Source organism: Agrobacterium sp. LY4 (assembly GCF_001526585.1).
Lineage (GTDB): Bacteria > Pseudomonadota > Alphaproteobacteria > Rhizobiales > Rhizobiaceae > Agrobacterium > Agrobacterium leguminum.
In genome coordinates, this window is the sequence record NZ_ASYA01000043.1 from 285,565 (window position 1) to 309,858 (window position 24,294).

General features: G+C 58.6%; 18 protein-coding genes and 2 pseudogenes. 10 read left to right on the forward strand and 10 right to left on the reverse strand.

Annotated elements, in window-relative coordinates; translation table 11 throughout:
- Nucleotides 1-20 precede the first annotated feature (20 nt).
- The 3 genes from L904_RS23290 to L904_RS23300 are packed head-to-tail and all read right to left on the reverse strand — an operon-like array spanning nucleotide 21 to nucleotide 4,240.
- Nucleotides 21-1,256: a pyridoxal phosphate-dependent aminotransferase gene (locus tag L904_RS23290; RefSeq protein WP_020808413.1), complete on the reverse strand. Its 1,236-nt coding sequence runs from the start codon at nucleotides 1,254-1,256 to the stop codon at nucleotides 21-23.
- A gap of 9 nt (nucleotides 1,257-1,265) precedes the next feature.
- Nucleotides 1,266-2,798 (reverse strand): aldehyde dehydrogenase family protein, encoded by a 1,533-nt coding sequence (locus tag L904_RS23295; RefSeq protein WP_020808414.1) that lies wholly within the window; start codon nucleotides 2,796-2,798, stop codon nucleotides 1,266-1,268.
- 47 nt (nucleotides 2,799-2,845) lie between these two features.
- Complete coding sequence (locus tag L904_RS23300) at nucleotides 2,846-4,240, reverse strand: VOC family protein (protein ID WP_020808415.1); 1,395 nt, start codon at nucleotides 4,238-4,240, stop codon at nucleotides 2,846-2,848.
- A gap of 108 nt (nucleotides 4,241-4,348) precedes the next feature.
- Between L904_RS23300 and L904_RS23305 the strand changes: the two genes are divergently transcribed.
- The gene (locus L904_RS23305) at nucleotides 4,349-5,272 is read left to right on the forward strand and encodes a LysR family transcriptional regulator (RefSeq protein WP_031233316.1); all 924 of its coding nucleotides are present in this window, start codon (nucleotides 4,349-4,351) and stop codon (nucleotides 5,270-5,272) included.
- Nucleotides 5,273-5,373: 101 nt separating this feature from the next.
- Nucleotides 5,374-7,737 (forward strand): response regulator, encoded by a 2,364-nt coding sequence (locus L904_RS23310; protein ID WP_196248057.1) that lies wholly within the window; start codon nucleotides 5,374-5,376, stop codon nucleotides 7,735-7,737.
- 22 nt (nucleotides 7,738-7,759) lie between these two features.
- On the opposite strand, the gene L904_RS23315 is transcribed toward L904_RS23310, so the two are convergent.
- A complete protein-coding gene (locus L904_RS23315) occupies nucleotides 7,760-8,443 on the reverse strand; it encodes a response regulator transcription factor (protein WP_020808418.1) in 684 nt (227 codons plus the stop codon).
- A 487-nt stretch (nucleotides 8,444-8,930) separates the two neighbouring features.
- On the opposite strand from L904_RS23315, the pseudogene L904_RS23320 reads away from it, so the two are divergent.
- The 7 genes and pseudogenes from L904_RS23320 (at nucleotide 8,931) to L904_RS28635 (ending at nucleotide 16,650) form a co-directional block, all read left to right on the forward strand.
- A pseudogene (locus tag L904_RS23320) lies at nucleotides 8,931-9,673 on the forward strand (PotD/PotF family extracellular solute-binding protein).
- Nucleotides 9,670-10,569: an ABC transporter permease gene (locus tag L904_RS23330; RefSeq protein ID WP_020808420.1), complete on the forward strand. Its 900-nt coding sequence runs from the start codon at nucleotides 9,670-9,672 to the stop codon at nucleotides 10,567-10,569. Before L904_RS23320 ends, L904_RS23330 begins: the two are co-directional and overlap by 4 nt.
- 1 nt (nucleotide 10,570) lies before the next feature.
- Nucleotides 10,571-11,395 (forward strand): ABC transporter permease, encoded by an 825-nt coding sequence (locus L904_RS23335; protein ID WP_020808421.1) that lies wholly within the window; start codon nucleotides 10,571-10,573, stop codon nucleotides 11,393-11,395.
- A 17-nt stretch (nucleotides 11,396-11,412) separates the two neighbouring features.
- Complete coding sequence (locus tag L904_RS23340) at nucleotides 11,413-12,474, forward strand: ABC transporter ATP-binding protein (protein WP_020808422.1); 1,062 nt, start codon at nucleotides 11,413-11,415, stop codon at nucleotides 12,472-12,474.
- 36 nt (nucleotides 12,475-12,510) lie between these two features.
- A complete protein-coding gene (locus L904_RS23345; RefSeq protein ID WP_031233320.1) occupies nucleotides 12,511-15,906 on the forward strand; it encodes a molybdopterin-dependent oxidoreductase in 3,396 nt (1,131 codons plus the stop codon).
- A 10-nt stretch (nucleotides 15,907-15,916) separates the two neighbouring features.
- Nucleotides 15,917-16,288 carry a recombinase family protein gene (locus tag L904_RS28450; RefSeq protein WP_059762667.1) on the forward strand — a complete coding sequence of 124 codons (372 nt, stop codon included), beginning with the start codon at nucleotides 15,917-15,919 and terminating at the stop codon, nucleotides 16,286-16,288.
- A complete protein-coding gene (locus tag L904_RS28635) occupies nucleotides 16,219-16,650 on the forward strand; it encodes a zinc ribbon domain-containing protein (protein WP_323131567.1) in 432 nt (143 codons plus the stop codon). The genes L904_RS28450 and L904_RS28635 overlap by 70 nt, the downstream gene beginning before the upstream one ends.
- Here the strand turns inward: L904_RS28635 and L904_RS28640 are convergent.
- The 6 genes and pseudogenes from L904_RS28640 to L904_RS23380 form a co-directional block, all read right to left on the reverse strand.
- Nucleotides 16,600-16,927, reverse strand: a pseudogene (locus L904_RS28640) (fructose-bisphosphatase class I); the annotation flags it as partial. The gene L904_RS28635 and the pseudogene L904_RS28640 overlap by 51 nt on opposite strands.
- A gap of 247 nt (nucleotides 16,928-17,174) precedes the next feature.
- Complete coding sequence (locus L904_RS23360) at nucleotides 17,175-18,137, reverse strand: sugar phosphate isomerase/epimerase (RefSeq protein ID WP_020808424.1); 963 nt, start codon at nucleotides 18,135-18,137, stop codon at nucleotides 17,175-17,177.
- A complete protein-coding gene (locus L904_RS23365) occupies nucleotides 18,134-19,138 on the reverse strand; it encodes a Gfo/Idh/MocA family oxidoreductase (protein ID WP_020808425.1) in 1,005 nt (334 codons plus the stop codon). The genes L904_RS23360 and L904_RS23365 overlap by 4 nt, the downstream gene beginning before the upstream one ends.
- A gap of 110 nt (nucleotides 19,139-19,248) precedes the next feature.
- Nucleotides 19,249-20,067, reverse strand: coding sequence for a sugar ABC transporter substrate-binding protein (locus L904_RS23370; protein ID WP_245267257.1), 819 nt, complete (start codon nucleotides 20,065-20,067; stop codon nucleotides 19,249-19,251).
- Nucleotides 20,068-20,280: 213 nt separating this feature from the next.
- On the reverse strand, nucleotides 20,281-21,291 hold the full coding sequence (locus L904_RS23375) for an ABC transporter permease (RefSeq protein ID WP_031233325.1): 1,011 nt from the start codon (nucleotides 21,289-21,291) through the stop codon (nucleotides 20,281-20,283).
- Nucleotides 21,291-22,862: a sugar ABC transporter ATP-binding protein gene (locus L904_RS23380; RefSeq protein WP_020808428.1), complete on the reverse strand. Its 1,572-nt coding sequence runs from the start codon at nucleotides 22,860-22,862 to the stop codon at nucleotides 21,291-21,293. The genes L904_RS23375 and L904_RS23380 overlap by 1 nt, the downstream gene beginning before the upstream one ends.
- Before the next feature lie 162 nt (nucleotides 22,863-23,024).
- Between L904_RS23380 and L904_RS23385 the strand changes: the two genes are divergently transcribed.
- On the forward strand, nucleotides 23,025-24,059 hold the full coding sequence (locus L904_RS23385; protein WP_020808429.1) for a LacI family DNA-binding transcriptional regulator: 1,035 nt from the start codon (nucleotides 23,025-23,027) through the stop codon (nucleotides 24,057-24,059).
- Nucleotides 24,060-24,294 lie beyond the last annotated feature (235 nt).

Genomic DNA, 24,294 nt, shown 5'->3' on the forward strand with positions numbered 1-24,294 from the left:
CTTTTAAATCCCATGCCTGATCAATCTTGCAGGGCAGCACATGCCCGCGCGATGCGGTCAAGCGCCTCTGTCAGTTCCGCCTCTGAGGTCGCGTAGGAAATCCGGAAGAACGGCGAAAGACCGAATGCCGAGCCGGGAACCACCGCCACATGGACCTCTTCCAACAGATAATCCGTGAAGTCGTGATCGGCCTCTATCCGTTTGCCCTTCGGTGTTACCTTGCCGATGACACCCGCACAGCCAGAAAACGCGTAAAAAGCTCCCTCCGGCGTGCGGCACTCCAACCCCTCGATAGTGTTTAGACGTGACACGACGAGATCGCGGCGGCGGCGGAAACTTGCCTGCCTTTCCTTCAAGAATTCCTGAGGGCCGTTAAGCGCTTCGACAGACGCCGCCTGTCCAATGGACGAAGGGCATGATGTCGCCTGACTTTGGATAACGGCCATGGCCTTTATCAGCGCCTTCGGGCCACCGGCATAACCGATCCGCCAGCCGGTCATGGCATAGGCTTTCGATACGCCATTTATCGTCAACGTCCGTTCCTTCAGGCGCGGCTCCATCGCCACCGGCGTCACGAAGCGGAAATCGTCGTAAACGATGTGCTCATACATGTCATCGACCATCAGCCAGACATGCGGGTGGCGCAAAAGCACATCGAGCAATGGCCGGTAATCGGCTTCGCTATAGGCTGCACCCGAGGGATTGGAAGGCGAGTTGAGAAGTACCCAGCGGGTTTTAGGCGTAATCACCCTCTCAAGCTGCTCTGCCTGCAAACGGAACCCAGCGCTTGCATCGCAGGGGATCAGGACGGAGGTGCCGCCGCAAATTTCGACGATATCGGAATAAGATGTCCAATAGGGCGTAGGGATAATCACCTCGTCGCCCTTATCGAGCGTCGCCATGAAGGCATTGAAGAGTATCTGTTTGGCCCCCGTCCCTACCGTCACCTCGTCAACAGCGTAGTCAACGTGGTTTTCACGGCTGAATTTCGCAACGATCGCCTTTTTTAGAGCCGGCGTTCCGTCAAGTGCCGTGTATTTCGTCTCGCCCGCATCGATGGCTGCCTTGGCGGCATCCTTGATACTCTGCGGCGTATCGAAATCCGGCTCGCCGGCACCGAGCACGATGACCGGGTGCCCATCGCGCTTCATCGCCGCAGCCCTTGCACCGATCTGAAGAATTTTCGAAACGCCGACCGAGGCGATCCGCGAGGCGGGTCTGAAGCCCGCCTCCACTATGGCGGTGGAAATTGTCATGAGCACACCTCAGTCGATATCGAACGAAACGCCCTGCGCGAGCGGCAGTGATTTCGAATAGTTGATGGTGTTGGTGGCGCGGCGCATGTAAGCCTTCCACGAGTCCGAGCCGGATTCACGTCCGCCCCCGGTTTCCTTTTCGCCGCCGAAGGCTCCGCCGATCTCCGCCCCCGATGTGCCAATATTGACGTTGGCGATACCACAATCTGAACCATCGGCCGCAAGGAAGCGTTCCGCTTCGCGCATGTCGAGCGTGAAGATCGATGACGAAAGACCGGCGCCAACGGCATTATGGTCTTCGATCACCGCATCGAGATCGCTATATTTCATGACATAGAGGATCGGTGCGAAAGTTTCTTCCAATACCGGGCCTTCGTGTTGCGGCATTTCGACCAGCGCAGGCTTGACATAAAATGCCTCCGCGGAATCGCAATCGACGCGCTCGCCACCATGAACCACGCCGCCATGCTGGCGGGCCTCGGCCAATGCCTTCCGCATTCCATCAAACGCCAGCCGGTCGATCAGCGGACCGACAAGGGCAGAACCATTCAGCGGATTACCGACAGAAACACTGCCATAAGCCCTTTTCAGACGCGGAACGAGCTGGTCGTAGACGCTTTCATGTACGAACAGGCGGCGAAGCGTGGTGCAACGCTGACCGGCCGTGCCCATGGCACCAAAAGCGATGGCCCGTAGCGCCATGTCGAGGTCGGCGGAGGGGCAGACGATACCGCCATTGTTGCCGCCAAGCTCCAGAATGGCGCGGGCAAAGCGCGCCGCCAGACGCGGACCGACAGCCCGCCCCATACGCGTGGAGCCGGTGGCGGAAACCAGTGGCACCCTGGGGTGATCCACGAGGATTTCACCGATTTCGCGATCACCAATCAGCACTTGGGAAAGACCCTCCGGCGCGTCGCCGAAACGGCTGATCGCCCGCTCCAGCACCGCATGCGCCGCAAGCGCGGTCAGCGGAGTTTTTTCCGAGGGCTTCCATACGACGCTGTTACCGCAGACGATGGCCAGCGCCGCGTTCCACGCCCAGACGGCGACCGGGAAATTGAAAGCCGAAATAATGCCGATAACACCAAGCGGATGCCAGGTTTCCATCATACGGTGACCGGGGCGCTCGGTGGCAATCGTCAGGCCATAAAGCTGACGGGACAGCCCGACGGCGAAATCGCAGATATCGATCATTTCCTGCACTTCGCCAAGGCCCTCAGAGGGGATTTTCCCGGCTTCGATGGAAACGAGGCGACCGAGATCGGCCTTGGCGGCACGTAGTTCCTCGCCCAGCAGACGGATCAGTTCGCCGCGCCGTGGGGCCGGGACCAACCGCCATTGGCGGAATGCTTCATCAGCCGTGTCGATTGCCGTCGCCGCTTTGGCCGGCGTTACGGTTTTCAGCTGACCTGTTTTCTCGCCGGTTACCGGCGAAAACGAATCCATGTCGCCTGCGGTGTACAGCGACTTTTCGACACCAAGGCGTTCGAGAATGGCGGCGGCTTCTGCTGCAACGGATGTGGATTTCACGGTGATGTTCATGGTTCAAAACTCCGGTTCGGAAATCTGGAAACTGCGGGCGCGGCTGGTCAACCGGCCATGGCACGTCCCGCCAATGCGGTAAGGCAGGCATCGACAGACGCCCTTTCGATGCCTGCGTAATGGTCAAACTCGTTGAGCACGCTTGCCCCGAGGTCGGCCTCAAACCGTGTCTGGTTGGGGCTTGCGACAAATTCCTGCTGCGCACCATCGCCGAGATTGGACTGGAATATACCCGCCGCGCTCACCGGCAGAAAGTCTTCATAGACAATCGGGTCGAAGCGAACGAGCCCGTCTGCGATGAGCGTCTCAAGATCAGGCGCGGAGGCAGACACGGCATCTGTTGCCCTGGGGGCCAGAGAGTAGCTGAAATATCCCAGACCGTCCTTGCGGATTTGTGCCCAATTATCGGGGAACGCCTCAAACGTCTTTGCCAGGGCAGCCTCGTATTCGCGCGCGTTGGAGCCATCGGCAGCCGGGCGAACCACTTTTCGCGTTTCATCGAGCAACCGGTCGTAGAGCCCTCGTCCCTTCGGGGTCAGCGCAATACCACGCTGCTCTATCTCGCCGAAGCGTGCGGTATGCGAACCGGTTTTCCACGCGCCCTTGCCATCGGGGAACGAAACGGCCTCTTCGAGCGCCTTGAAAGACGTCTGGCGCAGCAGAATGGGGCATTCGCGGGTCGGCGGCCCCTCGACAACGGCCTTGGGGGCGATATCGTAGGCCGGCATCAGCGCCTGCACCGCATCAATATCCAGCGTGCGTGGCGTGAGATGGTTGATGTGCGGTCCCCGGAAGGAAACCACGTCTGCAATCAGGCGATGCGCATCGTGCAGTCGATGGTACATGTCCACATCGACATTGGCCTTGTCATGCCAGCGAAATGTTTCCAGCACTTCCGATACGAAACGGTCTGCATCCTCTTTCGACAGGCCGCCGTCACGCTCCGCCTTCTCCGTAAGTGCGATAGCTCCGACAGTAAATATCCGGCGTTGCTCCAGAATACGGGCGGCTTCAGTGCGTAACACCTCATCGGGTATCAGGTCGAGCCGCAGCAGCGAGGTGAATACACGAAACGGGTTACGCTTCAGCGCCTCGTTACCGACCGGCCGAAAAGCGGTGGAATGAACCGGCACACCCGCCGTCGAAAGGTCATAATAGCCGACCGGATACATGCCCATGACAGCGAAGACGCGGCGCATGGTCGCCAGTTCCTCTGCGCTGCCAAGGCGAATTGCCCCATGGCGCTCCTCGGAAATGCGCTCGAGACTATCGGTTGCAGCAAGGCGCTCCTTAAGCTCCGGCTTCTTCGCCAGCGCCTCATTATTGACCCGGGCAACCAGTTCCATCAGCGTGCCGTAGGCCGGAACCTCATCACGGTACATTTCCGACATGGCGCCCGAGAAGATTGCGCGGATTTCGTTGGTAGAGACATAACTGGACATGCTGGCACGATCCTCTGAAATTGTGCGACATCATTCTTGAAATGCACTATAACCGGTTAATTCTTGCCGCAGTTGTGAGAGATTTCGCTAAGTTGATGCTAAATTGGAATAGATATGCGTAGAAGCTTGATACCGGACATCGTCAATCTCCAAGCGTTCGAATGTGCCGCACGCCATCAGAATTTCTCCAGGGCTGCGCAAGAGCTGAACCTTACGCAAAGCGCTGTGAGCCGCCAGATTGCCGAACTCGAACAGCAGACCGGCTTACAGCTCTTCGAGCGCATTCGCCGCCGGGTGATCCTTTCGGAGGCGGGGCAGCGTTTTTTACCGGAAGTGAAGGAATTACTGCTTAGATCGGAACGGCTGATGATCGGCGCAGTCGCTGCGGGACAGATGAAATCCTCGCTGCGGATAGCCACATTGCCGACATTCGGCACCAAGTGGCTGGTGCCCCGCCTCGGCCGCTTCCTGCACAAGTACGCTGACGTGGCAGTTACCATAGAATCCCGTTCAAAACCTTTCAGCTTTGCGGAGGACAATTTTGATTTGGCTATTCACTACGGCCAGCCAGCCTGGGCGGGTGGAGTTTCTACATTTCTCTGTCACGAAACGGTGATGCCGATGACAAGTCCCGAACTTGCACGCGCGATCAGCGCCGATAGCCGCCCGCCGCCGGGCAATGCCCGGCTTCTACATCTGACGACCAGGCCGAAACTATGGGCGGAGTGGTGCCGGTTCCATGATGTTGCGGTGGACAACGCCTATCCCGGACCGCGCTTCGACCAGTTCTCGATGCTCACAGCCGCTGCCGTCGCCGGGCTTGGCGTCGCCCTGTTGCCGACATATCTGGTGGAACACGAAGTCCGTTCCGGAGCGCTGGCTCCGATCACAGATGCGCCCATGTCGACAGAGAACGCCTACTACATCGTGCGCCCCGAGCAAAAGCAGACCCACCCGAACGCCGATCTTTTCCAACAGTGGCTTGAATCCGAAGTGGGAACCGCTGCACCATCATCGGAACTCCTGACATAAAAACGAGCTTCCTCTCAAGTACAGAGCCTATGGTGCCGAATGCCCTGGAAAGAGATGCGCCGCCGGCCGGAGCCGGATCATCGAATTTAGGAGCTATGAAAGTGGATCAGATCCTTCTTTGGAGTTTCAATCTATCTGACAGATCAATGCACTGGCAAATGCCGAATAGGGGCATCGAGGGAATTGACCTGCTGGATTATCTTGGAGTTACCGAACCCGAGCCCGTAATAGAGACAGGTGATGGATTCGGGGCGATCAAAATCGGGGCCTTATTATCATCGGCATACACTCGAAGGCATTTTTCCGGAAAGATATTAACATGGTCCGGTCAGCATATATTCGATGGAGCTGTGATCATAGGCTGCCTGGACGGGAACATGGCGAGCGGTGCCGTGCACTACAAAGCGCCGGCTGGAACTCACTTGAATGATCCAATCGCCTCTCACCCAATTTACGCCGGCGATCCGGACAAGCCCGAACCCAGTGGGGACCAGATAGCAACGCTCGAAAAAGCGCAACAAACGGATCCGAATTTTACCCGCGTCCTCATCGAGGCAATTGAAGCATTGCCGGAGGCTTTCGTACTTTATGGCCCAGATGACCGGATGGTCGTCTGTAATGAACAATATAGAAGACTTTATCCGACGGTGGCCGATATGATGGCTCCGGGTTTGAGTTTTCACGACGTCATGCGCGAAAGCCTGCGACGCGGCGTTTTCCAGTTGAACGAGGATGCCGAACAATGGTCTCGAAAACGCCTGTCATTTCATCACGCGAATATCGGTTTCTTCGAGCAGCACCTTTCCGATGGGCGGTGGATACAGGTCAGTGAGCGAAAAACACCGTCGGGCGCGATCAGCAGTATTCGCGCCGACATCACCATATTGAAGGAGAGGGAAGCCGATCTTCGTGCGGCCCTGGATGAGGCAAAGAACGAACTCGCCGCGCGTACCCGCTTCGTCGCCAAAGTTGGCCACGAGCTGCGCAATCCTCTAAATATCGTCTATAACATTGCACAGCTGTTGAAGGACGAGAGAGGCTCGGCATCGCAGCAGCAAACATTCGACACACTGTTTGGCGCAGCCAGTGCAATGCGCGATGTGCTGGGCGATTTTCTGGACGTTACCAGTTTGCGTTCGGGACAGTTCAACATTGACACAAGGCCAACGGACACCCGCGCCCTCCTGCGGGAAATAGTGGATTTCGCTCGTCTGATGGGACGACAAAGCATGGTCTCGTTTCGGTCGCACACGGCGCGAGACATTCCCCGCCAGGTGCTGACGGATCCGCGTCGGATTCGGCAGATCATGTTCAATCTTCTAGGTAATGCCTTCAAGTATGCACCGGGCGGTTCGGTCGTGCTGGATACCTTCACACTGGAGGTCGATGACCTGCCAGTCCTGCGCGTGAGCGTGACCGATACTGGCAAGGGAATCGGTGGTGAGCTGGGTGCACAGTTATTTACCCCCTACACACGAAATCGCGAGCATCGTTTGTCAGGAATAGAAGGGCTTGGTCTCGGCCTTGCCATAAGCGAGGAGCTGGCGGCGGCCCTTGGCGTCTCACTCGGCGTGGCGCCTGTTGTGGAAGGTGGCACCCAGGCATGGATCGATATTCCGATCGTCAGCGCTGACCGGCTCGTGCAATCGGCGCCGCGCGGTTCGGAGCCACCAGTTTCGACAGGTATCGGGCCGACGATGGACGTCCTCGTGATCGATGACGAACCGGCGAACCTGATCGTCGCCGAATCGGTGCTCAAGCGTCTGGGACACAAGGTAATGACGGCTCAAACCGGGCAACATGCACTGTTCCTGTTGACGGAGCATAACTTCGATGCGGCCTTGCTGGACATATCGATGCCAGAAATGTCCGGGGTGGAACTCGCTCATGCGATCATTGCCGGAGGCTTTGCCTCGAACGGCATGGGGATAATTGCAATGACCGGCAATGTGATGCCGAATGACATACGGCACTACTTTGATGCCGGCATTACCGGATTTGTAGAGAAGCCCGTGGATATCCAGTCGCTCGCGGAAGCCTTGTCCGCGGTGCGCAAGGGGGGCGGAGGCCAATCCTCGCTCGAGCCGCAGGAGCGCGTTCGGTTTTCGCGGCGAGAAAAGACCAGCACGTTCGATCGAGGTGGGCTCGACCGCATGCTCGAGGACATCGGTCATGAGAATGTCATGGCGATCGTTTCGTCGAGCGTCGTGACCATGCAGGCGGCCCTTGCCATTGTGAAGCGCGGCAGTTTCAGCACCGACGAACTCTATCGGGCGCTTCATAAAGTCGAATCTGTTGCGGGCCTGCTCGGCTTTGAACAGTTGGCACGGTCGACTCATACCGAGACGCCGACAGCTTCCCCCGGAAGCTTGCAACTGGCGGAATTGCGAGAGGAACTGGCATCTGCGATCATGCAACTCAAAAGTTATACCGGAGAGCTTGGTTCCGAACCCATAAGCCGTTAATTCAACAAGGCGGCGGGGCCTCTCAGGACGCAAGCTTGTAGCCGCTCCCATGAACGGTCCGCAAATCCTCCGGCTTCAGGCCGATCATCGCGAACCTCTTGCGCAGCCGTGAAATGCGAATATCTATGGCCCGCTCGGAATCGGGAGGCTCCGATCCGGCGATCGCGTCGATAATCTGTGCGCGGGTTATGACGCGATTTGGGTTTGAGGCTAGAAGACGGACAAGTCTGTAGTCCTTGGCTGCCAGCTCTAGCATTTGGCCCGACGGCGATACCAGTGTGTGGCCGGCAATATCCAGTACACCGCCAGCGATGGGAAGATGTGTTCTATCCGTACCATCCTGGCGACCGCTGCGGCGCGCGAGATTATTCAATCGCAACACGAGTTCCTGAGGCTCGAAAGGTTTGAGAATGAAATCGTCAGCTCCGATCTCGAGAGCGGCCAGCCGATCTTCGCGGGCGTGGCGACCGGTCACCACAATGATCGGTACCATCGTTCTGGCTCGCAACATACGTATCAGTACCAATCCGTCTTCATCCGGAAGAGTAAGATCAACGATGATGGCCACCCAGCCCGAGGTGGACAAATATTGCAGCCCATCGCGCGCGGAGGCAACGCGGACCGTCACATAGCCTGCCGTGCGAAAATAGGCGGTGAGCAACACTGAAAAGGTCTCGTCGTCTTCTATCAGAAGAATCTTTTTCATACCACCGCTCCAAACACCGGCATATAATCGCATGAAATATAGATGAAACATTTTTGAAACAACACGGAAAAACATTGCTCATATAGAAGGCAGTGCCCTCGAAAGGGCAAAATAAACAGAAGTGCGGCCATCGACTCCTGGCTGCTAGAAAACAAAGAGGTGGACATTGAGCGAGCATAATAAATTCGGCTTTCAGCCGACCCGCCGTCAATTCATGGCCAGCACTGCGGCATTAGGGGCCGCGGCGCTGATGCCATCCCTGGCTGTTGCAGCGCCGTCCGGAGATTTGGTGGTCTCCAACTGGGGCGGCGACTGGAACAATAATATCGTGACGGGTTTCGAAGCGCCAGCCTTCGGCACGTCTGGCCTGAACATCATTCACGATCTGGCACCCGCGTCAGAGCGCAAGACCAAGCTTCTGGCCGAGCGTCGCCTGCCACGCAGCAGCGTCGATGTCACCTGGCTTACGGATGCCGATGCCTTCGAGATGAACAGCCAGGGCGTTCTCGAGGAGATTGACGCCTCCCTGATCCCGAACAGCCCCCACGTGCTCGACAAGCTCAGGACCCCATACATGGTGCCTGCGATCTACGGTGGCCTTGTCATCCTCTACAATCCGGCGAAAATTCCTGAGCCGCCGAAGAGCTTCGCGGAACTCTGGAACCCGGCCTATGCCGGCCGCGTCGGCGTTATCGATGCTCTCCACTTCAACTATATCTACGCGGCCTCCCTTTCACATGGCGGCTCGATGAGCGATGTCAGCAAAGCTTTCCCTGCCCTGCTGGAGATGAAGAAAACCGTGCAACCGCGCCTATATCCATCGCTCAGGCACTGGCAGCAGGCTTCCAGTCCGGCGAAATCTGGATTTCCGCCAACTACAGCGCGCGTGCGATCCAGTGGGGCAAGGATGGTCTGCCGATCAAATGGTCCTACCCCGACGAAGGTGCGGTATTCATCGCTTTCGGTGCAGCGATCACCAAGCGTGCCCGCAACCGCGAAGCGGCCTATGCCTATCTGAACGCCATGCTGGAACCCGCGCATATGGGGGCGATCGCCGAATCCACGTCCTATACCGTCTCCACGGATAACGCCGCTCTCTCGCCCGAGAGCAAGCGGTTGCTGGAATTCACGCCTGAACAGATCGATAAGCTACATATGGTCGACTATCCCTATGCCGCGAAGAGCGACCCTCAATGGCTCGACTGGTGGAACAAGGAGTTCAAGGGGTGATCGGGCTGGCCACGACATCGAAAGGAGAGCACCGGAATTCCGGTGCCTCCCCGCTCCTCCGGTCAGCCGAACTGCTGCTCCCCTCGATGCTGCTCATTCTCTTCGGCCTGGGGCTCCCGCTCGTTCTGATGGCGCGCTACAGTCTGGCGATCTTCGAGCCCGGCGCCTACGACATTTCCGGCTACAGTCTTATAAACTATACTTCCTTCTTCTCGGACCCGTTTTATCTGCAGATACTTGGGCGCACATTGCTCGTGGCCTTTTGTTGCACCGTGCTCTGTCTGGTTTTCGGCGTTCCGGCAGCCTATCTGATTTCGCGCATCGGAAGTCGGTTCCTGCGCACGATACTGCTTCTGGCCATGATCATCCCGCTGTTGCTTGGCAACGGCGTCCGTTCCGCCGGCTGGATGATGCTTCTATCCGACGGCGGTATGATCAACTCGCTGCTGCGAGGGATCGGACTGGTCGATGAACCTATCCGCATGCTTTACACGGGTTACGCCGTCGTCATAAGCCTTCTTGCCCTGACATTGCCTTTCATGATCATCAGCCTGCAAAGCGTCTTCGAATCGCTCGGACGGGCCTATGAGGAGGCGGCGCTGACAATGGGTGCCGGACCCTGGCGCACGTTTTTCCGCGTGACCCTGCCGCTGGCCATGCCCGGCATTTTCTCCGGCTGTCTGCTGTGTTTCGTGCAGGGCATGAACGCCTATGCCAGCCCGGTTCTCCTTGGCGGCCCGCAGTTTCAGATGATGGCGCCGAAAGTCTATGAGCAGGCCATCAAGATCAACAACTGGCCGCTTTCGGCGACGCTCGCTTTCGTCCTGATGGGTGTAACGCTGATCCTCACCGTCATCTCCAGCCTGCGCCTGCAAAAACGCTACGGAGCCCTGTGACATGAACGGGAATTCCTATTTCTCCGCCCGGATATTCTGGCCGATCATGATTGTAGTGGCAGTGGTAGCCGTCGTGCTTGTTCTGTTGCCACTCGTGACGATCATATGGGTGAGCTTCTTCGACAACGCAATCATCAGCTTCCCGCCACAGGGCTATACGTTGCGGTGGTACGAGGCCGCCTGGACTATGACGCGTTTCAGGGAAGGCCTGATCGCCAGTCTCGAACTCGCGATCTCAGCCACCGCTATCAGTCTGCTGGTCGGCATTCCGGCATCCTTCGTTCTGGCGCGCGGGCCTTTTCGCGGACGCGAGATGATCCAGTCGATACTGATCGCTCCGCTGATTGTACCGGGCATCGTCGCCGGTGCTGCTCTCTACATGTTTCTGATCGAGGTCGAGATCACAACTGAATGGCCGCTCTCGGGTTCGTTCCTTGGCTTGTTGATCGCGCACAGCCTGATCGCCGTGCCGTGGACCGTCCGCCTGGTGACCGCATCTCTCATCGGCATGGATCGACAGCTGGGGGAAGCCGCATCCACCATGGGCGCACGTCCTTGGACGACCTTCCGCCGCGTGACATGGCCGATCATTCGTCCCGGAGTGATGGCAGGCGCGCTGTTCTCGTTCATCATATCCTTCATCGACCTGGAAAAATCGCTCTTTCTGGTGGCACCCGGCGAGACGACACTGCCCATTGAGATCGTAAACTATCTCGAATGGAGCGTGGACCCGACCATCGCAGCAGTTGCCGCGGCGCAGATCGCGTTGATTACCGCGGCACTGCTCGTCACCAATCATTATTTCAAGCTTACTCGCGCGTTCTGACGCGTTCGGAGTCAAACATGTCTGCAATCACTCTTGAAAACATCGTCAAGCGGCACGGGGCGCTGACCACCGTAAGCGACGTATCGCTCGACATTCGCCAAGGCGAATTCATCGCTTTCCTCGGCCCGTCCGGTTGCGGGAAAACGACGACGCTGCGGATGATCGCCGGCCTTACGGATGTCAGCGAAGGCCGCATCTTGTTCGGCAATCGCGACGTAACGGCCATGCCACCTTACCTGCGCAATGCGGGGCTGGTGTTCCAGGGCTACGCGCTCTTTCCGCACATGACCGTCGCGCAAAATGTCGCCTTCGGCCTCGAAATGCGCAAGGTCGACAAGGCCGATACCGAAAAGCGGGTGATGGATGCGCTGAAGCTCGTCAAGCTCGACCATCTCGCCACCCGCATGCCCTCGCAGCTTTCTGGCGGCCAGCAGCAGCGCGTCGCCCTGGCACGCGCTATCGCCTACGAGCCGGATGTCCTCCTGCTCGATGAACCGTTGTCGGCGCTTGATGCCAAGCTGCGCTACGAAGTCCGCACCGATCTGCGTCGTCTGCAGTCCGAACTCGGCCTGACGACGATCTTCGTAACCCACGACCAGGACGAAGCACTCAGTATCGCCGACCGTATCGTGGTGATGTCTTCAGGTCGTATCGAACAGGTGGGCACGCCGGAAGAAATCTACGACCGTCCCGCAACCCTTTTCGTGGCGGAATTCATAGGCGCGACCAATATCTTTACCGGCAGCCTCGAAAGCACGGATCTGTTCCGCACCGGAGACGGCATGACCTTTGCCGTGCCGGCAGGCACTCGCACCCACGCCTCGGTTGCCAACATGGCGGTGCGCCCCGAGCATGTGCGCCTGGTACCGGTCAGCGATACCGCGCCGGACGCACCGTCGATCGAGGTTTTGGTGGAGGACATCGTCTATCGCGGCGCGCTGACGGAATATGTCCTGCGTAGTGCCTCAGGCGCCTCGGTTCTTGCCCATTGCCAGAATGTCGAGGGCGGTCGATCTGACTTCAAGCGGGGAGATAAGGCCCTCGCCAGCTGGCCGGCCTCGGTCACCATGCTTTTCTGAAATTGGTGGCTCCTGGCGGAGCTGCGGATAGCGACAATGGAACGACATCCAGGTTACTGTACCCTATGCCGCTCGCGGTGTGGATCATACACGCTCGTCGAAAATGGCCGGATGGTCGGTGTGGAACCCCGCCCCGACCACCCGACCGGTGGAGCACTTTGCGCCAAGGGACGCGCCGCACCGGAAATGGTGCATAGTCCGCGCCGCCTGACCGTGCCGTTGAGACGGACAAATGGCAGGACGGAGCCTGTTGCAGAATGGAAGGAAATCGGCTGGGACGAGGCGCTTGACGAGATCGTAGAAAAACTCCTGGGCATCCGTGGCCAGTCGGGTGCGGAGGCCGTCGCCTTTGCCCTCACCACACCCAGCGGTACCCCGATCATTGACAGTTACGAATGGGTCGAACGGTTCATCCGCGTTTTCGGCAGCCCGAACCTGCTTTATGCGATTGAGGTCTGTGGCTGGCACAAGGATTATGCCCATGCCCTGACATTCGGTCGGGGACTCGGTGTTCCCGAATACGACAAGGCCGATGTCATCGTCCTGTGGGGGCACAACCCGGCGCGCACATGGCTGGTGCAGGCCGGACGTGTGGCTGATGCGAAGGCCCGCGGCGCCAAGGTGGTCGTTATCGACCCAAAACCCGATGGCTCGGGGCAGCAATCCGACCTGTGGATGCGCATCCTGCCCGGCACCGACGCGGCATTGGCCATGGGTGCCATCCGCCATCTTCTCGAAACCGGCCGGTTCAACGACGCCTTCGTGCGCCATTGGACGAATGCCGCTTTCCTCATCGACAGAGCGACCGGGCGTTTCCTGACCGCAGCCCAGCTGGCTCCGTCTCAAATCGATGGCGACTTCCAGCCCTCCGACTGGCTGGTTGCCGGCGAAGACGGACGAGTCATAGCCTGGGATACGCGGCGCGCCATGCCCTCCCCGGAACGGATTGGCTTACAGGCCGAGCTTGCCCTTGAAGACAGCGACGGAAAACCGCGCCAGGCGGCAAGCGCGCTTGCCCTTCTGCACCAGCGGGCGGCAAGCTTCACGCCGGAACGTGTGCGGGACATAACCGGCGTGGCGGAGCCCGAGCAGGCGGCATTCTATGCCCTGCTCGAGAACGCTCCAAAACTTGCCTATTACAGCTGGACGGGGGTAGGCCAGCAGACCAATGCGACCATGACCGAGCGCGCAATCGGCAGCCTGATGGCCCTGATCGGCTCATGTGACAGCGAGGGCGGCAATATCTGGACTGTCGCACCACCCTGGCGTTCGTTGGGCGACTATTCACTCCTGTCAGATACCCAAAAGTTCAAGGCGCTCGGCTTGCGCGATCTTCCGCTCGGCCCACCGGCATATGGCTGGATCAATGGCCGCGACTTCGCGCGCGCGGTCTTGCAAAAGGAGCCCTATCAGGTGCGCGCCCTGATGAGCTTCGGTACCAATTTTGCCGTGTCGCAGATCGACACGCCGCGCAATCTGGCGGCACTGCGAGCGCTCGAATTTCATGTCCATGCGGACATGTATATGAACCCCACGGCCGAATGCGCCGACATCGTTCTCCCGGTCAACATGCCCTGGGAACGCGATGCATTACGGCCAGGCTTCGAAATCACTCAGGAAGCGGCGGAAACCGTTCAGCTGCGACGCCAGATGCTGAAACCGGCCGGAGAGAGCCGCGCCGACTACGACATCGTCATGGCCCTTGCCCGGCGGATGGGCATGGAGGACGCATTCTTCGGCGGCAACGTGGAAGCCGGCTGGAACTGGCAGCTTGAACCGCTCGGCATCACCGTCGATAATCTTCGTGATCTGCCGGATGGCATGCGTTTTCCCCAGGCCTTCTCCTACCACAAGTTTGCGGCAGAAAATGCCGATGGTGACATCAGCGGCTTCAACACCCCGACACGCCGGGTGGAACTTTATTCACAACAATTGCTCGATCATGGTTACGATCCGCTTGCCGATTTCATCGCGGCGGCGGATGCGCCGGGTGGCATGAATGCACTGCCGCTGGTGCTGACGACGGCCAAAAGCGGCTGGTTCGTGCACACGTCCCACCGTCATATCGCCTCGTTACGCAAGAAGTCACCGGAACCTTCGGTGGAAATCTGTGGCGAGCTGGCCCGCGCGCGCGGGTTGGCGGAAGGTGAATGGGCGGACGTACGCACCCATCAGGGTGTCGCCCGGCTCCGCGTCCACATCAACGACCGGCTCGATCCGCGCACCGTGATCGCCGAATTCGGCTGGTGGGAGGCTTGCGAGCCGCTCGGCCGCGACGGCAAGCCTGCCGAGGGTAACGGAACCGCCAATATCAATGCGATCCTGAGCGACGAGGCGCGCGATCCGATCAGCGGTTCGGTCCCCCTGCGAGCAGTCACCTGTGACATTGCCCGTGCTGTGTCCGTCAATAACGGTCTCTGGAATGGCAAGAGGCGCTTTCGCGTGGCCGAGATACGCGGAGAAGGGCTCGATACCTCGGCATTATCCCTTTCACCCTGCGATGGCGGTCATGTGCCAGATTTCCTGGCCGGCCAACATGTCTTGTTCGAAATACCGGGAGTGGCAGTTAGCCGGGCCTATTCCCTGACGGCGTCGCCGATCTCTGCATCCATGCTTTCGGTTGCCGTCCGCTGGGACAGCTCGCGCGGCAATCCGCCAGTCTCCCTGTCGCGTGAAATCCAGCAGCTGAAGGTCGGTGATGAGGTGACGCTTGCGCCTCCGGGCGGTAATTTCACCATTCCACTCAAAAGCAGCCGGCCCATTCTGCTGCTTGCCAACGGCATCGGCATCACGCCTTTCATCAGTTATCTCGAAGGGCTCGCCAAGCTCAAGGGAGAAGCGATACATCCGGTATGGCTCATGCATGGGTGCCGCAATGGCCACGAACATCCGTTTGCCGGCCGTCTCGCAGAACTGGCGTTGCACATCCCCTCCCTTAACTGGATCACCGCCTATTCCGCGCCCACCGAGGTGGATCACCGAAACGCAAACTTTCAGCAGACCGGGCGCCTCAATCTATCACCTCTCGAAGTGGCTGTCGCCCAACGTCCCCTCGCCTATCTCTGCGGCTCACCGTCCTTCAACAGCACGATGATCGCCCGGCTGATCGCAATGGGGATACCGCGCTTCGACATTTTCGCAGAGTCCTTTTCCGCAGCCGCATCCGTACCGCAAAAACTGGAAGCACAGACAGTGACCGTCGCCGGCAGCGGCCAGAGCTTCCGTTGGGATGCATCGCAGGGTTCCCTTCTCGATGCCGCATTGGCCGCTGGCGTGGCACTGCCCAGTGGCTGCCGTGTTGGCCAATGTGAAAGCTGTGTCGTGCGCGTGGTTGAAGGACATATCGTCCATCTGGTGGAAACCGAACTTGAGGACGGGCATTGCCTGACCTGCCAAGCCGTACCACTATCCACCCTGAAGATTACCGTTTAGGGAAACGAAGTTGCCCGCGGCATCTTCACCGCTGGAAAATAAGGTGTTGGTTTTCACGCGACATCGCCCAGCTTTTGAACAAGGAGGGCGTCCGGGTTCGCGCGGCCGTAAGTGGCGTGACATCGCCATCCGCGGCCACGTCAGCCGTGGCACCGGAATTCTCAACAACGAGAGCTACATCGGCCGCATGGTCTGGAACAAGCGTAACTACCGCAAGAACCCGGAGACCGAACGCCGCACCACGCGCGTCAACGATGCAAGCGAATGGGTGCTGATTGATGTGCCCGAGATGCGCATCGTCTCCGACGACCTATGGCAGCGGGTGAAGGAGTGTCAAAGGAGATCGGTGAGCTTTGCGATTTCGGGCAGAGTAACCGGCTGAACGCAACGCACCGCCCAGGATACCTGCTCAGTCGCCTGCTTGAATGCGCGGAATGTGGCGGCCCCTACGCCATCAGCGACAAGGATCGCTATAGCTGCACCAACCGCAAGAAGCGCCTCCCGATTGACGAGCTTGGTGGCTCCTACTGCGGCAACAGCAAGACGATCACCCGCCAGGAACTGGAGAGCCGCGTTCTCGATTGTCTGCCGGTTTCCGTAACTCGCACGATGCCACTACGTCTGGTCGGCGAGATAGCCGCGTACTTCAGAGACCTCCGTGCGCGAATCCATGATCACGCCGACCCGCTGGTGAATCCCGGTCGGATCGATGGCCAGGATGCGCTTACCTCCATCGAACGCTAATCCTCCAGCGGCCTCTAGGATCATGCTCATGGGGTTGGCTTCGTAGAGCAGCCGAAGTTTCCCTGGCTTCGCATCCGAGGTGCTTGGGTACATAAGCAAACCGCCACGGAGTAGAATTCGGTGAACCGACCATGGAGCCGACCCAACGCATGTTGTATCGTCTTCCAAGCGGCCCGGCTTCACCAAGCTCGCAATCGCGGACAAAGTCCTGGATGGCTTGTGGCCACTCTGATCTACGGCTGCCATTGATCGAATATTCGCCGTTGCTTTCCGGCATGATGTGCTTTCGGCTGTGCTCGTCCCCCCGCGGGTGATCAGCCCGCTCCTTAGCCCCAGCCGGCCGCCGACCTGAGCGCCGTAAAGGTCTACTCCAGCACGGCCGATGGTGATGACGTCGAGCGCTTTCTGCATGTTCGCGTCTCTGATACGTGTTGAACCGCGCCCGCCTAGGCGCAGACGACCTTCTGACGGAAGCGTGCCGCCGGCAGCGAATTGATCTTGAGCAGGGGCCCGATTGGCGGCTACTAGATCGCCTGCGGTTTGAAGTCGCTCTTGGCGACTGGCATGACGGCTTGGAGCAGCGCCACAGACTTCTCCAGACCCTCGAGGCTGTTCAGAAGCACGTCCTCATGCTCGATCGACAACCAGCCGTCGTCGTAGCCCGCCATCTTCAGCCGGTAGCAGAACTGCCGCCACCATTCCTCGCCGTGGCCGAAACCGAGAGTGATATAGGACCAGCTCCTGGCGGGAATGTCCATCAGGCTCCCGTTCTCTAGGAGGCTGCCTACGGCCTGTTTCGGGGAGTTCAGGAATGTGTCCTTGGCATGGACGTGATAGACGGCCTCGCCTAGCGCTTCCGCCGCCACAAGAGGATCGGCGCCCATCCAGAAAAGATGGGAGGGGTCCAGGTTTGCACCGATGACCGGGCCCACCGCCTCCCGCAGTCTGAGCAGGGACGGAACGTTGTAGACACACTGGTTGCCATGAAGTTCCAGCGCGATGCGTTCGACCCCGTGTTCCTTTGCCAGCGCAGCGATCCTCGTCCAGTACGGGATAAGTTTCTCCTCCCATTGATACCGGAGTATGGCCTGCGTTTCGGGAGGCCAGGAGGAAACCACCCAGTTCGGCATGGTGTCCGTTGCGTTTCCGGCGGGGAGGCCCGACATGGAGCAGACAGTACTAATCCCGAGCTCGCCGGCCGCTCGGATCGTATCCTCAAGGCCCTGCCCTTGCGCGGGGTCAGTCGGATGCAACGGGTTTCCGTTGGCGTTGAGGCTGATGACCTCCAGTCCACGGTCGGTGAAGGACGCGAGGAAGTCCTTCCGCACGTTGCCGTCCTTCAATATCCTCGGCAGGTCAAAGTGCGGAGCGGTGGACCAGCCGCAGGTGTTGACTTCCACTCCGGAAACCCCGAGCCGGCGGGCATGGTCGAGCATCTCGTCGAACGGCAGACCACCCAAACTGTCTGAAACAAAACCCAGCTTCATGCGTAGAACTCCGGTTTCATGATCATCTCCACGGGCATCTTGTGTCCCTTGTTCAGCGCTTGCACTCCCGCCTCGGCGACGACTGCGGCGCAGTACCCGTCCCAGCTGCTGGACGCCGTCTCTGGGAACAAGCCGCTCTCCGCGAAGCGCAGGAATGCCCTGTTCTGACGCCGGTAGGCCTCATGGTAGCGGCCACGCCAGTCGGCCTCGTAACTCGTGCTCTGTCCCAGATCGCGGTCCACCCGCGTGTAGTTCACCGGGTTCATCGCTATGGTCGCCTTTTCGCCCACCAGTTCGGCACGAACATCGTAGCCATAGGCTGCGTTGTTGTTGATCTCGATGTTGACAAGCTGGCCATCCGCCGTCTCAAGCACCATATGAACGGGCGCGACGAGGGAGTCGGAGCGCTTCGGCTGGAACGCAGAAATCGAAATGTATTCGGTGCCAAGGACATGGCGCACCACGTCGAATTCATGGGGTGCCGAATTGGTAATAGCCATCGCACCGGTAAAGTCGGCAGCCGGGGTCGCCACGTTGCGGTGGAAGTTGTGCATAATGAGGGCTCGGCCGATCGCGCCATCCTGCACGGCTCGCTTCATCTCGACATACGACTGATCGAAGCGGCGCATGAAGCCAAGCATGATGAAACGTTCGCCAGCCTGCTCCTCCGCCTTGAGGATATCGAGGCACTCCGATGACGATTGTGAAAGAGGTTTCTCACAAAGGACCCGCTTGCCCGCCTTGATGCAGGACAACGAAAGGGTCGCGTGGGTAAAGTCCGGGCTCGCGATGATGATCGCATCGACGTCCGGTCGTGCCGCGATACGATCCGGGTTTACGTCCACATCCTGAGCGCCGTAGCGGTCAGCGACTTTCCTCGCCCGATCAGCGTCCATGTCGCACACGACCTGGAGCGTTGCGCCCGGCAGATCTTCCGCCACGATCTTTGCATGGTCTGCCCCCATCAGTCCCGCCCCGATGATTGCGATCCTGGTACCCATTTTCTATGATCTTCCTGTAACTGATGAAAGGGATGGCCTGCGCCAGCAGAGCACCGGCCTGTGTCGTTGCGTGCCGGGCCTCGTTTCCCGACACGCTTCCCTTGGGAGGGTTATTTCTTTGCGTACTGATCGACGTTTTCCTTTGTGATCGAGGCAAACGGAACCAGCTTTTCCGCCGGCGCCTGTTCGCCCTTCTTCAGACCCTCAACAACCTCAAAGGCAGCCTTGGCCTGCCCTGCTGCGTCCTGGAAGATCGTCTGGGACATCGTGCCGGCCTTGATGGCGTTGCGCGCGTCGGCCGTGCCGTCGACGCCCGAGATCAGTACGCCCTTAAGGCGATTGGCTCCCTGGAGTGCTTCGAGAGCACCAAGCGCCATCTGATCGTTGGCAGCAACGATGGCATCGAAGTTCGGGAAGCTCTGAATCCAGTCTTCCGTGACCTTCATGCCCTCGGCGCGATCATAGTTGCCCGAGAGGCTCGCGAGCGTCGTAACATCCGATCGGCCGAGCGCATCCTCAAACCCCTTCTTCCGCTCCTGCGTGTGGGAGAGACCCGGCGTGCCTTCGAGATAAAGAATCTTCGCATCTTTCGGCAGATTCGCCTTCATGTATTCGCCCTGAAGACGGCCAGCATCGATGTTCTTTGAGCCCACAAATGTATATTTGCCGCCAGCAGACTGGATCCCGAGAGCGATCACGGGAATGCCCGCCTCATTGGCCTTTTCAACTCCAGGCACAATGCCCTGATAGTCGACCGGCACGACAACGATGGCATTGACCTTCTGCGCGATGAAATTATCGATCTGGTCGAGCTGCTTGCTGACATCGTTATTCGCGTCAGAGAAATTGACCATCACTGCCGGGTCAGATTTGGCAGCCTCGATGAAAGCGTTCTTACGTGCCATGACGAACACGTCGGTGTCGGCCATGTTGGCATAACCAACGACGAACTTGTCGGCTGCTGTTGCGGCGGTTGCGGCGGTTGCGGCGGTTGCGGAAAGCGCGGCCAGAGAGACTGCGCAGGCGAAAGCAAATTTTGCGATAACTTTCATGGTTTCCTCCCAATGGGTGTGTGTTGGTGCAGGGGCGGAAATCCCGCCGACACAGAGTTATTTCCGGGACCGGAGGTCCCTGGAACGGGTTTATGCCTTCTTCTTGCCGCGGGCTGATTTCGTCCAAACATCAAGGATCACCGCGATCGCAATGATCAGGCCCTTGATGATCTGCTGCCAGTAGGAGCTGACATTCATGAGATTGAGGATGTTGTTAATAACGCCGATGATCATGGAGCCAATGATCGTACCGGTGATGGTTCCGGTCCCCCCCATCAGACTGGTGCCACCGACAACCACGGCCGTGATCGCGTCAAACTCGTAGCCAACGCCGCCTGCGGGCTGGCCAGAATTGATGCGCGACATCAGAACGATGCCGGCAACGGCACAGAGGACGCCATTGAAAATGAACGCCTTGATGACGATGCTGTCGGGGTTGATTCCGGAGGCAAGTGCGGCGCGCTGATTCCCGCCGACGGCATAGACGTATCGACCAAACTTGGTTTTGTTGAGCAGAAGCCACGACAGGACGACCACTACCGCCAGAATGAGCACGGAGATGGGGACTGGGCCTAATGTACCCTGTCCTATGACCTTGAAATCACCGAGGCCAGTTACGGGCGACCCGCCCGTATAGAGCAGAACGGTTCCGCGTGCGACCGTCGTCATGGCAAGCGTCATAATGAACGAGGGGATTCGGAAGAACGTGATTACGAAGCCGTTGATCGTGCCGGTTATGACACCCACGACAAGACCGGCTGCCACCGCAAGTACGATGCTGCCGGTCATCGACATCACACTTGCCGCGATTACCCCGCAAAGAGCAAGAACCGAGCCGAGGGAAACGTCGATATGCCCCAGGATGATGACGAAGGTGATGCCACACGCCAAAAGACTGACAACGACCACCTGTCTCAGGACGTTAGTGAGATTTGCTTCCGTCAAAAACGTCGGACTCAACATCGAGGCCAGGATGCAGATGCCGACGAAGATCAGGACGGTGCCGTACTTGCGGTAGATCTGGGAGAAGCTCATCTCCCGCACACCCCGCAACACCCGTCCCTCCCGCTTTTCTGCTCCTGCTACTGGATCTATACTCATCAATGTCCTCCCGTGGCGAGGCGCATGATGCTTTCCTGCGTCGCCTCGCTCCTTGTAAGTTCACCGGTCAGCCGGCCTCCGCTCATCACCACCACGCGGTCGCTCATCCCAAGAATTTCAGGCAGCTCGGATGAGATCATGATGATCGCCAGCCCTTGGCGGGCGAATTCGGTCATGAGCCTGTGAATTTCCGATTTGGATCCCACGTCGATCCCGCGCGTAGGCTCATCGAGAATGAGAAGCTTCAGATCGCCCAGCAGCCATTTCGCAAGAACGATCTTTTGCTGGTTGCCGCCGCTCAAGTTCTCCACAGTCATCGCTGTGTTGGGCGTCTTGATCTGCAGCATCTTGATCATGCGCTGCGCAGCGCTTTCCTCCTGCCGTTCGCTGATGAACAGCCGCGAGGTGAACTTCTTGAGGTTTGCCAGAGAGATATTTTCGCCCACAGACCGGCACAGAACCAGGCCCTCCGACTTGCGATCCTCCGACACCATGGCAATGCCGCTGGCGATCGCGTCCCTCGGCGAGCCAAGCTTCAAAGCAGCGCCGTTCAGTCGGACCACTCCGGCGTCGGCGCCATCAAGTCCAAAAATCACGCGCGCGACCTCGGTTCGGCCGGCACCTATGAGACCCGATAAGCCGACAATCTCGCCAGCACGAACATTGAAGCTCACGTTTTCGAAGACGCCGTGGCGAGTCAGGTTTTCGACCGACAGGACGACCTCGCCGATCGTCACTTCTTCTTTGGGAAATACCTCGGAAATCGTCCGCCCGACCATCTGAGAGATAAGCGTGCCTGTATTGTATTCGCTAGCCGGTCCCGCAGCGATATATTGACCATCGCGCATGACGGTAATGTCGTCGGCTATCTGGAAGATCTCATCCATCTTGTGCGTGATATAGATGATGGCAACACCAGCGGCTTTCAGCTCGGCGATCTGCCGGAAGAGCATCGCGACTTCGGTGTCGCTGATTGCTGATGTCGGCTCGTCCATGATGACGAGAGAGGCTTCGCGCGAGATTGCCTTGACGATCTCGACGAGCTGCATGGTCGCGATCGACAGTTCGCGCATTTTCGTTTCGGGGCTGTAACGCAGGCCTACACGGGCGAGCAGGACCTTTGTTTCGTTGTTCATCCTGTCGAAGTCGACGAACTTGGAAAGGAGCCCGGTTTCGGCGCGGACAGGTTCGCGACCGAGAAAGATGTTTTCGGCGATCGTCATATCGAGCACCGGGCTGAGCTCCTGATGAATCATGGAAATACCGCGATCGAGTGCCGCTGCGGCATTCTGATGATCGAGCTTTTCACCCCGAAAATAGATCTCGCCGCCATCGATCGCGTACATACCGCTCAGAATCTTCATAAGGGTCGATTTGCCCGCGCCGTTCTCGCCAACGAGCACGTGCACGGTGCCGGCACGGACTTGAAGGTTCATCTCGTCAAGCGCGAGCACACCGGGGAAGGCCTTGGTGATCGACCGCATCTCAAGGACAAAGTCGTTTTCGTCATTTATAGGCGCGCGAGCGCCGTCGCCGCCCGATAGCGGCGCCACCTTCAAGGTTGCGGACATGAAAGGTTTTCCTCCAAATGAAAGGACTCTCCCAAGTCCTCTCTGCCTTAACGGCCGTATTTCATGAGGAACAAATCACTAAAACTGGCCTAGTTGTCAACTTAGGGATGGATTTTACTCTCAAATACTCTCATAATTAATTTCATTTTATGAGAGGCTTCGATGTCCCGACCGACTATCCCAGATCTTGCGAAAGCTGCCCGCGTGAGTATTTCAACGGTCGATCGCGTTTTGAATGGCCGCGACCCAGTCCGCTCGCAGACCGCCGAACGGGTTCTCAATGCCGCCCGGGAGATAGGCTATCACGGAGTCACGGCGATTGAGCGGCGGTTGGAACACGACAAGCCAGTTATCAAGTTCGGTTTCCTTCTCAAGCAGTCGCATCGAAAGCTTTACCAGATGTGGGGGGAGCTGCTGACGGCGGCCGTAGAAGCTTTTCCGGATGCGCATGGGCGACCGATCGTGAGGTTTATTAACGATCTCGCACCAGACAAAGCTGCAGAGGCAATTTACTCCCTCAGCCGGGAGGCAGACGTGATTGGGATAATTACGTCAGATCATCCGCAGGTGAACCACGCCGTAGACGGTCTTGCCGCCGAAGGCATTCCCGTCGTGACGATGATCTCTGACCTCTCAACTGCCGCGCGCGCGGCCTATGTCGGCAACGACTGCGTCAAGAAGGGCCGGACCGCCGCTTGGTTCATAGCGGGACTCAATGCCAACGGCGGCAAGGTCGCTGTCTTCGTTGGCAGCCATCGGTATCTGGCCCAGGAGCTCAACGAAATGGGATTCCGGTCGTATTTTCGAGAAAGCGCGCCCGGCTTTCAAATGCTGGAAACGGTCGCCACTCTTGAGGAACCCGAGATCGCATATGAAGCCACTTGCCGTCTTCTCCAAACCGAACAGGATTTGGTCGGACTTTATGTCGCCGGCGGCGGCATCACCGGCGTGATGCAAGCCCTTCGCGAGAACGGCGGGCCTGTGGCAAAACGCCTTGTCGTCATTGCTCACGAGTTGACGAACGAGACGAGGGCAGGTCTTGCGGAGGGGTTGATCAAGGTGGTCCTATCCCATCCTGCAAGGTTACTTGCGGAGACTCTGGTCCGAGCCATGGCAGAAGCGCTTGACGCTGATAGACCAACTACTCTTTCTCAGCACATTCTTCCCTTTGAGTTTTATTCAGCGACAAACATCTAGTGCAACATTCATTGCTGGCGCCGGCGATGATCCGTCCGCGTTGCAATCCGCGGGATGCATGGGAGACTTTTTTTATGCAAGCGCGTGACCATCGACGCCAAAGCGGTAAACCGGGCCCTTTGGGCCGATCGCCTCGACGTTTCAGGGTCCGATCGGTGTCTTGCCCTTCAGGCGCACAGTCATCGACTCTCCGCCCTCGGAGCTAAAGGTAAGCAAATGTGTCCGAGACAAGCCG